10 protein-coding genes are annotated in these 12,737 nt (G+C 69.1%); 7 read left to right on the top strand and 3 right to left on the bottom strand.

Annotation, left to right across the window (positions count from 1 at the left end):
- Positions 1–39 precede the first annotated feature (39 nt).
- Positions 40–2,991 (top strand): CARDB domain-containing protein, encoded by a 2,952-nt coding sequence (locus tag CP970_RS42480; RefSeq protein WP_224059037.1) that lies wholly within the window; start codon positions 40–42, stop codon positions 2,989–2,991.
- 72 nt (positions 2,992–3,063) lie between these two features.
- Here CP970_RS42480 and CP970_RS42475 read toward each other — a convergent pair whose 3' ends face one another.
- Together CP970_RS42475 and CP970_RS42470 are read right to left on the bottom strand one after the other, a co-directional pair.
- Positions 3,064–3,762 carry a cytidylate kinase family protein gene (locus CP970_RS42475; RefSeq protein WP_055553220.1) on the bottom strand — a complete coding sequence of 233 codons (699 nt, stop codon included), beginning with the start codon at positions 3,760–3,762 and terminating at the stop codon, positions 3,064–3,066.
- Between the two features lie 50 nt (positions 3,763–3,812).
- Positions 3,813–4,265, bottom strand: coding sequence for a MarR family winged helix-turn-helix transcriptional regulator (locus CP970_RS42470; protein WP_055553218.1), 453 nt, complete (start codon positions 4,263–4,265; stop codon positions 3,813–3,815).
- Positions 4,266–4,328: 63 nt separating this feature from the next.
- Between CP970_RS42470 and CP970_RS42465 the strand changes: the two genes are divergently transcribed.
- From CP970_RS42465 to CP970_RS42440, 6 genes are all read left to right on the top strand, one after another.
- Positions 4,329–4,697, top strand: a complete 369-nt coding sequence (locus tag CP970_RS42465) for a VOC family protein (RefSeq protein WP_055553217.1) — start codon at positions 4,329–4,331, stop codon at positions 4,695–4,697.
- 139 nt (positions 4,698–4,836) lie between these two features.
- Positions 4,837–5,196 (top strand): DoxX family protein, encoded by a 360-nt coding sequence (locus CP970_RS42460; protein ID WP_055553215.1) that lies wholly within the window; start codon positions 4,837–4,839, stop codon positions 5,194–5,196.
- Between the two features lie 357 nt (positions 5,197–5,553).
- On the top strand, positions 5,554–6,534 hold the full coding sequence (locus CP970_RS42455) for an ABC transporter permease (RefSeq protein ID WP_055553213.1): 981 nt from the start codon (positions 5,554–5,556) through the stop codon (positions 6,532–6,534).
- A gap of 1 nt (position 6,535) precedes the next feature.
- The gene (locus CP970_RS42450; RefSeq protein ID WP_055553210.1) at positions 6,536–7,441 is read left to right on the top strand and encodes an ABC transporter permease; all 906 of its coding nucleotides are present in this window, start codon (positions 6,536–6,538) and stop codon (positions 7,439–7,441) included.
- A 52-nt stretch (positions 7,442–7,493) separates the two neighbouring features.
- Positions 7,494–9,563, top strand: a complete 2,070-nt coding sequence (locus CP970_RS42445; protein ID WP_224059036.1) for a dipeptide ABC transporter ATP-binding protein — start codon at positions 7,494–7,496, stop codon at positions 9,561–9,563.
- A gap of 85 nt (positions 9,564–9,648) precedes the next feature.
- The gene (locus CP970_RS42440) at positions 9,649–11,331 is read left to right on the top strand and encodes an ABC transporter family substrate-binding protein (protein WP_191095024.1); all 1,683 of its coding nucleotides are present in this window, start codon (positions 9,649–9,651) and stop codon (positions 11,329–11,331) included.
- A gap of 34 nt (positions 11,332–11,365) precedes the next feature.
- Here CP970_RS42440 and CP970_RS42435 read toward each other — a convergent pair whose 3' ends face one another.
- Positions 11,366–12,661, bottom strand: coding sequence for a PAS domain S-box protein (locus CP970_RS42435; RefSeq protein ID WP_055545462.1), 1,296 nt, complete (start codon positions 12,659–12,661; stop codon positions 11,366–11,368).
- Positions 12,662–12,737: the final 76 nt, after the last annotated feature.

The raw sequence follows: 12,737 nt of genomic DNA, 5'->3' as shown, positions 1-12,737 counted from the left end.
CAACGGAGCCGAAGGCTCGTCGCCGCCTGTCTCGGAGCGATGCTGGCAGCCGTCGGTCTGCTCCCCGTCACCGCCCACGCCGCCCCGGCCCGACCGGCCTCACCGGCAGCCGACGCCACTACGAATCTCGCGCTCAACAAGCCGATCGAGGCCTCCTCCTCGACGCAGAACTACTTCGCGCCGAACGCCAACGACGGCAGCACGAACACGTATTGGGAGTCCAGCGGGCACCCTTCGACGCTCACGGTGAAGCTCGGCGCCGACGCCGACCTCGACTCGGTCGTGCTCAAGCTGAACCCGGACGCGGCCTGGTCGAGTCGTACGCAGAGCATCGAGGTGCTCGGGCGCAAGCAGTCGGCCGCCGACTTCACCTCGGTGAAGGCCAGGGCGGACTACGCCTTCGAGCCCGGCGCGCGGCAGAACACCGTGGCGATCCCGGTCTCCGGACGCTATGCCGACGTCCGTCTGAAGATCTACTCCAACAGCTCCGGATACGGCGGCCAGGTCGCCGAGTTCCAGGTCAACGGCGTACCGGCCCCCAACCCCGACCTGACAGTGCCGCAGCTGAGCTGGGAGCCCGCGGCTCCGAGCGAGAGCGACCGGATCAAGGTCAACGCCACCGTGCGCAACACCGGTTCCGCGGGCTCGGGCGCGACCACGGTCGACGTCAGCCTGGGCGGCACGGTCGCGGGCAGCGCGGCGGTGGGCGCGCTCGGCTCCGGTGAGTCGGCCACCGTCCCTGTCGACATCGGCAAGCGGGCGCAGGGCAGTTACACCGTGTCCGCGGTGGTGGATCCGCGGGACACGATCGCCGAGCAGGACAACGAGAACAACAGCCGCACCGCAGACACCAAGCTCACGGTCGGCCAGAGCCCGGGCCCCGACCTGGAGGTCACCGGCATCACGTCGAACCCGGCGAGCCCCGCGGTCGGCGCGAACGTCACGTTCGCGGTGCGGGTGCACAATCGCGGGACCAGCGCGGTGAGCGCGGGTTCGGTGACCCGCCTCACCGTGGGCGACAAGACCCTGAACGGCACCGCGCCCGCCATCGCGGCGGGCGAGAGCGCCATGGTCTCCCTCTCCGGCAGCTGGACCGCGACCAGCGGCGGCGCCACACTCACCGCGACCGCCGACGCCACCGGTGTCGTGACCGAGACCAACGAGGACAACAACGTCCTCGCGCGCTCCCTCGTGGTCGGCCGCGGCGCGGCACTGCCGTATGTGGAGTACGAGGCGGAGGACGGCACGTACGACGGCACGCTCCTTGAGGCGGACGCCGAGCGCACCTTCGGCCACACCAACTTCGCCACCGAGTCCTCGGGCCGCAAGTCGGTCCGCCTCAACTCGACAGGTCAGTACGTGGAGTTCACCTCGACGAGCGCGACCAACTCCATCGTCGTACGCAACTCCCTGCCCGACGCGCCGGGTGGCGGCGGTCAGGAGAAGACACTGAGCCTGTACGCCGACGGGAAGTTCGTGCGGAAGCTGACGCTGTCGTCCAAGCACAGCTGGCTGTACGGCAACACGGATCAGCCCGAGGGTCTCACCAACAGGCCGGGCGGTGACGCGCGGCGGCTGTTCGACGAGTCGCATGCCCTGCTCTCCCAGACCTACCCCGAGGGCACGAAGTTCCGGCTGCAGCGCGATGCCGGTGACGACGCCGCGTACTACGTCGTCGACCTGATCGATCTGGAGCAGGTGGCCCCGCCCGCGAGCAAGCCCGCCGCGTGCACCTCGATCACCGAGTACGGCGCGATCCCCAATGACGGCATCGACGACACGGCGGCGATCCAGCGGGCCGTGACCGCCGACCAGAAGGGCGACATCGCCTGCGTCTGGATCCCCGCGGGGCAGTGGCGCCAGGAGCAGAAGATCCTCACCGACGACCCGCTGGACCGAGGCCAGTACAACCAGGTCGGCATCCGCGACGTCACCATCCGCGGCGCCGGCATGTGGCACTCCCAGCTGTACACGCTGACCGCGCCGCAGGACGCGGGCGGCATCAACCATCCGCACGAGGGCAACTTCGGCTTCGACATCGACGACAACACGAAGATCTCCGACGTGGCCATCTTCGGCTCGGGCACCATCCGCGGCGGCGACGGCAACGCGGAGGGCGGCGTCGGCCTCAACGGCCGCTTCGGCAAGAACACGAAGATCAACGACGTCTGGATCGAGCACGCCAACGTCGGCACCTGGGTCGGCAGGGACTACAGCAACATCCCCGAGCTGTGGGGTCCGGGAGACGGCCTCGACTTCAGCGGCATGCGCATCCGGAACACCTACGCGGACGGCATCAACTTCACCAACGGCACCCGCAACTCGACGGTCTTCAACTCCTCGTTCCGCAACACCGGCGACGACGCGCTCGCCGTGTGGGCCAGCAAGTACGTCAAGGACACCTCGGTCGACGTCGGCCACGACAACGCGTTCCGCAACAACACCGTGCAGCTGCCCTGGCGGGCCAACGGCATCGCGGTGTACGGCGGTTACGGCAACAAGATCGAGAACAACCTCGTGTACGACACCATGAACTACCCGGGCATCATGCTCGCGACGGACCACGACCCGATCCCCTTCAGCGGGCAGACCCTGATCGCGAACAACGGCCTCTACCGCACCGGCGGCGCGTTCTGGAACGAGGACCAGGAGTTCGGCGCCATCACGCTGTTCGCCCAGGGCCCCGACATCCCCGGCGTCACGATCCGCGACACCGACATCCACGACTCGACGTACGACGGCATCCAGTTCAAGACGGGCGGCGGCGCCATGCCGGACGTGAAGATCTCCAACGTGGCGATCTCCAAGTCCAACAACGGCTCCGGCATCCTCGCCATGGGCGGCGCACGCGGCAGCGCGACGCTCACCAACGTGCGGATCACCGGTTCCCGCGACGGTGACATCCGCGTCGAGCCCGGCTCACAGTTCGTGATCAACGGCGGGGCGGCACGGGCCGTCAAGGGGGTGCCGGGGACGCGACAGGGGCTGTAGCGGGGCCAGTTGCAGCGGCAGGAGCCGTGCTGCGGGCTGCTCCTGCCGTGGTCACCCGCGCCTCACCTCCGTCTACCTTCGGACTTCCCAGGTCGGCCGTTGGAGTTGATCGTTGTACACGATGATGTCTGCGTGGTCGGTGGGGCGGGCTGTGGCGAAGTAGAGCTGCTGGGAGGGGATGTAGCGGTGGCGCCAGGACCGTTCGATGTCGATGGTGTCGGCGGTGGATCCGGCCAGCGCTGCGCCTCGCTTCAGAGCGCGGTCCACCGTCTGCTCAAACGGGATGGACACGAAGATGCGCAGGTCCCAGTGGTTGATGAGTTCTGGGCGCAGGAGGAAGACGCCGTCGAAGAGCAGTACGGCGTCGGCGGAGGCGGTTGTGGCGGGCGGGGACGACGGGGTGTCGGTGCCACTGTCGTAGACCGCGTGTTGGAACCTTCGGTCTCCGCCCGGCCCCAGCGGGTCGAGCAGGACCCGGCACAGCGCGGCGCGGTCGTGGGCGTCGAAGTAGCAGCCTTCGGCCGAGTACTGGCCGCGTCGGTAGCGCTGTGCACGGGGGAAGAGGAAGTCGTCGATGGTCGCGCGGATGACGTCGCGGCCCTGCGCGCGCAGGACGACGGCGAGCTCGTCGGCCAGCGTGGTCTTGCCCGAGGCGGGCGGCCCGTCGACGGCGACCCGCAGCGGGTGCGCGGTCGTGGCGGATCCAATCACCTCGGCCAGCCGACTGATGAGCTCGCTGCGGGAGCCTTGGTCCTTTGCTGCCTCTCTCACGGTGCCTCTGTTTGGCACCGCACGTCACGCTGCGGTCGCCGGGGAATCAGCTATGCACCGTCGTCACCATCACGCAGCGAATGAATCATGCTCTGCAGGATCCGGAACGCGCCTGACTGTTCAGCCTCGGTCATGCCGGACAGCATTCTGACCTCGACGGACCGGACCGCCGCGGTCGCCTTCTCCAGGCTCCGTCGGCCGCGAGGTGTGAGTCGCGCGGGAAGAGCCTTCCCGACCGGCGCCTCCGCGGGCCTGGTCACGTAGCCGTCTCGTTCCAGGGCTTGGAGCAGCACGTTCATCGACTGCCGCGTCACGAACGCGCCCCGCGCGAGCTCGGAGTTCGACAAGCCCGGTCGTTGGGCCAGCAGCTCGAGGCAGGAGTAGTGCGTCACGGTCATCCCGAGTGGCCGCAGCACATCCTCCATGGCCGAGCGCAGGACGCTCGACGCCTCCTTCAGCAGGTAGCCCAGTGACGTCTCCAGGTCGACACCGTCTTGATTCATGTCAGAAGTCTGACATACCTTGACCCGTGTCAGGAATCTGACACGAAGAGAAGGAGCATCGCCATGCCCGTCACCGGACCCGACTTCATCTCGCTCCAGGCGCGCGACCTCAACGCTTCACAGGCGTTCTACGAGCAGTACCTCGGCCTCGTCCGCTCGCAGGCCGGGCCTCCGCACGCCGTCGTCTTCGAGACGAAGCCAATCGCGTTCGCACTCCGCGACATCGTTCCCGGTACCGATCTCACATCCGTCCCCCAGCCCGGCATAGGTGCCGCGATCTGGCTCCACGCCACCGGCGTCCAGGCCATTCACGATGCTCTCGTCGCCGACGGTCACACCATCGTCTCCGCACCGATCGACGGGCCCTTCGGCCGGACCTTCACCTTCGCCGACCCCGACGGCTACCACGTCACCCTCCACGACCGCGTCTGATCGGCCGAGGTCGAGGTCTAGGTCCAGGTCCAGGTCTTCCGAGGGCGAGCATTTCTCCGCGGTGCCGATACCCCTTGGGTATCGGCACCGCGGAACAGGTCTTGGACACGTACAGAGCCCCGGCAGTCCACTGGAGAGCATGAACATCGCCTACTGGATCGTCGCCGGACTGCTCGCCCTCTTCTACTTCTACGCAGGCACGCTGAAGGTGATCCGCAGTCGTGATCAGCTCCGGCCGATGATGGCCTGGGTCGACCACATCCCCTTGCCCGCCCTCAGGGCGCTGGGGACCGTCGAGGTACTGGGCGCGATCGGCCTGATCCTGCCGCCGCTGACCGGCATCGCTCCCTCGCTGGCGTCCGCCGCGGCCATCGGCTTCGTACTCCTGCAGATCGGCGCCATCGCCGTCCACCTGCGGATCGAAGACCGTCGGATCGCGCTCAACGCCGGGCTCATCGTCACCGCGGCGGTGACCGCCTGGCTGGCCACTCGGCTGTAGGCGAGCACAGTCCTCGACCGGTGGGTGGGGTGCGGCTACAGGGCCAGCCGCAGCCGCCCCCGCCTTCGCCTTCGCCGAGCTGAACGTGACACGCCGTCGACCGACATGTTCGCGTCACATTAGAGATCGTTTTGCTACGGCAGCGTTGCGATCTCTGCGGCAACATTGCGGCCTCGTGGCGAAACCAGCCAAAACCTGGCTTCGCCACCCAGTGCGGACCAAGCTGACATTCGCCGCTTCGTGGCACTGTTCCGTACTCGTAAGCCCGCAGAAAGCTCCACCGCGCATGCACTCGATCTGTCTCTCCTGCGCCGTCCCGGCGCGTCCCACCTCTCTGGTGAGGGGGCGGTCCGCGCCATGCGCTATGTAGTGCGCAAGGCGGGCGGGTGGCTCCTGATGATCGCGGTCGCGACCAACGCGACGTACTTCTTGGCCAGTTGGTTTCTGGACCCGCGATCGAACTACAAGGAGCTGCGGCCCGTCCGCAGCGAGGAGCAGATCGGCCGGGCCCTCGCCCCGTACAACCTCGACCCCGGGATGCCGCTGGTGCAGCGGTGGTGGAACTGGCTCACCTCGGTGACCCTCGACTTCGACTGGGGCTCGTCGCCCACCGGTGTCTCCGTCAACGGTGAGGTGGGCTACCGCGCCCTCATCAGCGCCGAGTTGGTCGTCACGGCGACGGTTCTCTCCGTCGTGATCGGTGTCGCGCTCGCCGTCTACACCGCCTCGCGCCAGTACGGCGCGGCCGACCGCGTCGCGCAGGCCATATCCATCGCCGTGTTCAACGTGCCGACGTCCGTCGCCGCGCTCGCCGTGGTCTTCGTCGCCATCTGGCTCAACCAGCACGCCGGGATGGACTTCCTCTACGTAGCCGGGGAGAACTCGCCGGGCGTCGAGGGACTGCTCCCGACGATCGGCGACCGCCTCCTCCATCTGATCCTGCCGACGCTCACCCTGACGCTGATGGGTTACGTGGGCTATCACCTGACGCAGCGTTCGCTGCTGCTCGACACCATCAACGCCGACTTCGTCCGCACGGCCCAGGCCACCGGCCTCACTCGCGGCCAGGCCGTCCGCAGGCACGCCCTGCGCGCCGCGCTGGTTCCGACGGCGGCCTCCGTGGCCTTCAGCGTGCCCGCCATCTTCACCGGAGCCATCATCACCGAGACGATCTTCGGCTGGAACGGCATGGGCCGTTACTTCGTCCAGACCATCAGCAAGAACGACGTGCACGGCGCCGTCGCGACGGCCGCGTTCGCCGCGGTGCTCACCGCGATCGGCGCGATCCTCGCGGACATCGCCACGGTCTTCCTCGACCCGAGAGTGCGGGTGAGCTGACATGGCGACAGCAACCGACAACCGCACCGTCAGTGGGCGCCGAGATCTCGGCCGCGGGCGGCTCTATCTGCGCCGCTTCCTGCGCAACCGCCTCGCCGTCGCCGGGGTCGTGATCTTCGTGCTGCTCGTGCTGTTCAGCGTCTTCGGCGGCCTGTTCACGTCCTACACCCACACCGACGCCGACTTCGCCGCGCTCACCCAGCCGCCGAGCGACGTGCACTGGTTCGGCACCAACCAGGGCGGCAACGACGTCTACGCCAGCGCGGTGCACGGGCTGCGGCGCTCGCTGGTGATCGCCGTGAGCGTGTCCGTCCTGACGATCGTCGTCGCCGCGGTCATCGGATCCAGCGCCGCGTACTTCCGCGGCCGGGTGGAGAGGCTGACGCTCGGCGTCGTCCACTTCCTGCTGATCGTGCCCTCGTTCCTCATCCTCGCCCTGGTCTCCAACCGTCTTGCCGGTGACTGGCGCGTCCTCATCGTCGTCCTGACCCTGTTCGGCTGGATGTCCACCGCCCGGGTCGTCTGGTCCGTCTCGACCTCGCTGCGCGAACGGGACTACGTGACGGCGGCGGAGTTCATGGGCGTCCGCCCGCTGCGCATCATCCTGCGCCACATCATCCCCAACCTCGGCTCCCTGCTCATCGTCAACCTGACGCTCGGCGTCGTCGCGACCGTGCTCAGCGAGACCACGCTGTCGTTCCTCGGATTCGGCGTCCAGACCCCGGACGTCTCCCTCGGCACGATGCTCGCCGACGGGGCGACCACCGTCACCAGTGCCCCCTGGCTCTTCGCCTTTCCCGCGGGCCTCGTCGTGCTGCTCACCGTGTCGATGACCTTCATCGGCGACGGGCTTCGCGACGCCCTCGACCCCACCTCAGTGACCGGCGCGGCGGGAGGCCGACGATGACCCTCACCACCCCCTGCGCGACACCCCGGTCTCCCCCACCGGCGCCACCCCCGTGCTCTCCGTACGGGACCTGCGGATCTCCTTCCCCTCCGAGGCCGGACCCGTCGAGGCGGTACGCGGCGTCAGCTTCGACCTGCTGCCCGGCCGCACCCTCGGCATCGTCGGCGAGTCGGGATCGGGCAAGTCGGCCACCGCGATGGGCGTCATGGGCCTGCTGCCCCCCACCGCCGACCTGAGCGGCCAGGTCCTGCTCGGCGGCCAGGACCTGATCGGCCTCGACGACCGGGCGCTGTCGCGCGTGCGCGGCAAGTCCATCGGCATGGTCTTCCAGGACCCCCTGTCCGCGCTCACCCCCATCTTCTCCGTGGGCAGGCTGCTCTCCGACGCGCTGCGGGTCCACCAGGACCTGTCCAAGAAGGCTGCCTGGGAACAGGCCGTCGAACTGCTCGATCTCGTCGGCATTCCCGACCCGCGGGGCCGCGCCTCGGGCTTCCCCCACGAGTTCTCCGGCGGCATGCGCCAGCGCGTGGTCATCGCCATGGCGATCGCCAACCGGCCGCGTGTGCTGGTGGCCGACGAACCCACCACCGCGCTCGACGTCACCGTGCAGGCCCAGATCCTGGACGTACTGCGCCTCGCGCAGCGGGAGACCGGCGCCGGGCTCGTCCTGATCACCCACGACCTCGGTGTCGTGGCAGGCCACGCGGACGACGTCGCCGTCATGTACGCGGGCCGCCTCGTGGAGAAGACGGACGTGCACACGCTGTTCCGTCGGCCGACGATGCCGTACACCGCGCGGCTCCTGGCCGCGGTGCCGACCGTGGACGGCGGGGTCCGCCGCCCCCTCGTACCGATCGGTGGCGAGCCGCCCGCCCTCTCCGGCCTCCCGGACGGCTGCCCCTTCGCGAGCCGGTGTGCCGTCGCGCTCGACGCGTGCGGCTCCGACGAACCCGAGTTGCGCCAGGTCACGGGCCACGGGGACGTCGCCTGCCTGCGCGCGGACGAGATAGCCGACGGCAGACTGGACCCCACCGGGGGCGTCGCGACCGTCGAGAGGGAATCCGGTACGAGCCACGCGACGAGCGGCGACGTGGTGCTCCGTGTGGAGGACCTCGTCAAGACCTTCCCCGTCACCAAGGGCGCGTTCATCAAGCGCCGCGTCGGCACGCTGCACGCGGTCAACCAGGTCAGTTTCGAGCTGCGCGGTGGAGAGACGCTGGGTCTGGTCGGCGAGTCGGGCAGCGGCAAGACGACGACGCTGATGGAGATCCTGCGGCTCAGACAGCCCGAGGGCGGCCGGATCGAGATCGCGGGGCGGCAGGTCGGCGCGGCCACGGACACTGGTGCCGATGCCGTGGTCGGCGGCGCCGTCGATCCCGGCAGGCGCGGGCGCACCGTGCGGCACGACGTGCAGATCGTCATGCAGGACCCCCTGGGCGCCCTGGACCCCCGCCTGCCCGTCCACCAGCTGCTCGCCGAACCGCTGCGGGCCATCGGCCGTGACCGCGAAGCGATCCGCTCCCGCGTCCACGAACTCCTTGCGCTCGTCGGTCTCGACTCCTCGGTGAGCGACCGCTTCCCTGCCGCGCTCTCGGGCGGGCAGCGTCAACGCATCGGCATCGCCCGCGCGTTGGCCACCGACCCGAAACTGCTCGCCCTCGACGAGCCGCTCTCCTCCCTGGACGTTTCGGTGCAGGCAGGGGTGATCAACCTCCTCGGTCGGCTCAAGCGTGAGCTGGGGCTCGCCTACCTCATGGTCGCCCACGATCTCGCCGTGGTCCGCTACGTCTGCGACCGCATCGCGGTGATGTATCTGGGTCACATCGTCGAGACCGGCGACACGGAGACGCTCTTCTCCGACCCGAAGCACCCCTACACCCGGGCGCTCCTTTCGGCGATCCCGATTCCCGATCCGGAACGCGAACGCACCCGCGAACGGATCGTCCTGAAGGGCGAACAGCCGGGCGCCACGAACCTGCCGCGCGGCTGCGTGTTCATCGACCGCTGCCCGCTGTACCGCTTCGCCGACGACGACGTCCGGGAGCGCTGCCGCACGGAGCGCCCGGCACTCAGGGCGGCGCCGGGGCAGCAAGGGCACGAGTACGCCTGCCACGCCGCGTAACAGGCACTGCCGTGCGCGCCTCTGACGGCCAACGACCAACTCCCTCTCCAAGCCACACCTTCAACACACACAAGGACCCTCTCCCATGCGCGCAAGACTGGCCCTGCCCGTCGCCCTCATAGCAGCCATCTCCGTCACCGCCACCGCGTGCCAGTCCTCATCCGGTGACGGCGCCGCGGGCTCGGGCGCGAAGGGCACCCCGTCCGCCGCGTCGGGAGCGGCCGACTACAACCCGACGCCGTACGACAAGCTCAAGGACGGCGGGACCTACACGACGGTCGGGACGTTCGACGATCAGGGCAACCCGTTCAACGTCAACGGCACGCTGGCGGCGTCCCGGGTGTGGGCCTGGTACAACGCGAACGCGATCACCTTCTCGCCGACCGGTGAAGTGCGGTACAACCCGGACTACTTCAGCGACGTGAAGGTGTCCGTGCAGGGCGGCAACCAGAAGGTCGTCCTGACGATCAACAAGAAGGCCGCCTTCAACGACGGAACTCCCATCGACTGGACCGCGATCAAGGCCACGTGGAAGGCCAACAACGGTTCCGACAAGGACTTCGCGGCCCAGATCACGGACGGCTACAACCAGATCACCGATGTCGCGCGGGGCAAGGACGACAAACAGGCCGTCATCACCTTCAAGGGCGTCTACCCCTCCTGGCCGAGCCTGTTCTACACGTTCCTGCACCCGAAGGCCGCGAAGGTCGACAACTTCAACAAGGCGTACGTGAAGAAGGCGCGCCCCGAGTGGGGCGCGGGCCCGTACACGGTCGGCAAGTGGGACACCCACTCGGGTAACATCACCTTCGTCCGCAACCCGAAGTGGTGGGGCAAGAAGGGCAAGCTCGACAAGCGTGTCTACGTGAACCTGGAGCCGAGCGCGGGGATCAACGCCTTCAAGAACGGTCAGCTCGACTACGTCTCCGCGAGCGATGCCGAGGACCTGAAGCAGCTGAAGGGGCTCAAGGGCACCGAGATCCGCAGCGGCGGCAGCCCGTTCGGGTACGCGCTCAACTTCAACACCAAGTCGTCGGTCCTCGGGGACAAGACGGTGCGCAAGGCCATCCAGGAGAGCATCGACCGCAGCCAGATCGCCAAGATCCAGTTCCAGGGCCTGGACTACGAGGAGCCGCTGCCCGGCTCCGGTCTGCTCTACAGCTTCCAGAAGGGGTACGAGGACAACGTCTCTCCCGTCCTGAAGTACGGGCCCGACCAGGCGAAGAAGGACCTCGACGCGGCGGGCTGGAAGCCCGGGAGCGACGGGATCCGGGAGAAGGGCGGCAAGAAGCTGGAGATCGGCTACACGGTGGTGGGTGACCAACCGCTGCCCAAGGCCACCGCGGGCGCCGTCGCCGCGATGCTGAAGCCGGTCGGCGTACGCGTCACCGTCAAGAGGGTCGCCGAGGCGGACTTCGCCAGCACCCTCAACGAGCGGAAGTTCGACCTGATCCTCTCGGGCAACCGCTCCATGGATCCCTTCGGGGCCCGCTATCTGTGCGAGTTGTACTGCTCGGACCGTGACTCCAACCTGACGGGGGCCGGGTCCCCGGCGCTGGACAAGGAGATCCGTGCCACGACGGAGATCGCCGATCTGGGCAAGCAGGCAGCAGCGGCGAACAAGGTCGAGCGGAAGGCCCTCCTGAACTACGCCCGGCTCCCCATGTTCAGCGGCCCGTCGACGTACAGCGTCAAGAAGGGTCTGGCGAACGTGGGCGCGACCATCTTCTACAGCCCCCTGCCGGAGACGGTGGGCTGGGAGAAGTAGGTCCGTCGCGGTTCTTCGGGCGCGCCCGGCGCCGTCAGACCGTGCTCAGCGGATGCGCCGCCGTCGCCGAGCGCGGGGGCCAGGCGGCGGGTGCGAGGATGCCGAGGACGTAGGCCCGCGCGACGAGGGCGGGGCGGGTCGGGGCGCCCAGGAGGTCGCGCAGGCGGCCCAGGTGGTAGTCGACCGTCTGCCGGGACAGCTTCAGCGACGTGGCGATGTCGCTGTTGCTGCTGCCCTCCGCCAAGAGGGTGAGAATGCGGATCTGCGCGGCGGTGAGGGACGGATGGGCCTCGTGGGCGAGGCTCTGGTGCGTGACGACGGCCCAGACGTGCCCGGCCCGTTCCGCGGAGTGGCCCACCGTCGTCAGGTGGAGCCGCGCGCGGCGTTGCAGCCCCCGCGTCCCGCTCAGCATCACTGACGTCTCGACTCGTCTGATGCGCCGGGCTATCAGCCCCCGCCACCGGCGGTGCAGCCGGTCCAGGCCGGGCGCGGGCGCGAGCAGCGTGTGCGCCCGGCGCCCGACCAGGTCGGGCAGGCCGAGGTCGAACAGCTCGGCGGCCGCGGCGCTCGCCTCGATCACGCGACCACCGGCCGTGAGGAGCGCGCAGGGCAGCCCGGTGTGGTCGCGCAGTGCCCGCAGGTGCTCCTCGGCCTCCTTCCGCTGGACCATGGCGCGCAGGTGGTCGGTGATGTCCACGTAGATGCCGGCGACGCAGGTCTGCGCGTTCTCCCGGACGGGGAAGCGGTGGCCGACGGCGTGGCCCGCGCTGCCGTCCGGGCGGCGGTAGTCCAGGGTGTGGCGCACCGGCGTGCCCCGGGTCAGGATCTCCTGATCGAGCGTGCGGAACTGGACGGCCTCCGCGGGGGCGTCGAAGTCCTCGATGCGCCGCCCCGTGAGTTCCTGCGCGGTGGTGCCGTAGAGGTGCGCGTAGGCGTGGTTGGCCCACAGGTACCTTCCGTGCCGGTCCCGGATGAACGCGGCCGCCGGGGCCAGGTCTACGAGGTCGGCGAAGGCGGCGTACCGGCGCGGGGCTTCGGGGTGGCTGTCGACCTCCACCGCCAGGCCGCGGGTGCGGCGGTGCGTGCGGGTCGCGTCCGGCGGGCAGCTCACGTCGAAGGTCCGGCCGTCGAACCGGGCGAGCCAGCGCCCGTCCCGCGGCGAGTGTCCAGGGTCCGCGAGTTCCTGGCGGACCCGGTCCAGGAAGCGCTGGGCCGTGCCGGTGTCGGCGAAGGCACCGCCGCCCCGCTCCCGTACGTGCCACGGCTGGTCGAACTCCCACCAGAACACGGGAAGGTCCTCGAGCAGGGCCTTGAGGCCGGCATCGTCCACAGCCTTTTCTCCTTCCGTATACGTCTGGTTGACGCACAGTCACCACGCGATGCGTATCCCGTCCGGCGCTCGCGCA

This window comes from Streptomyces kanamyceticus (assembly GCF_008704495.1).
Lineage (GTDB): Bacteria > Actinomycetota > Actinomycetes > Streptomycetales > Streptomycetaceae > Streptomyces > Streptomyces kanamyceticus.
This window is presented reverse-complemented; position numbering and strand designations above follow the sequence as displayed.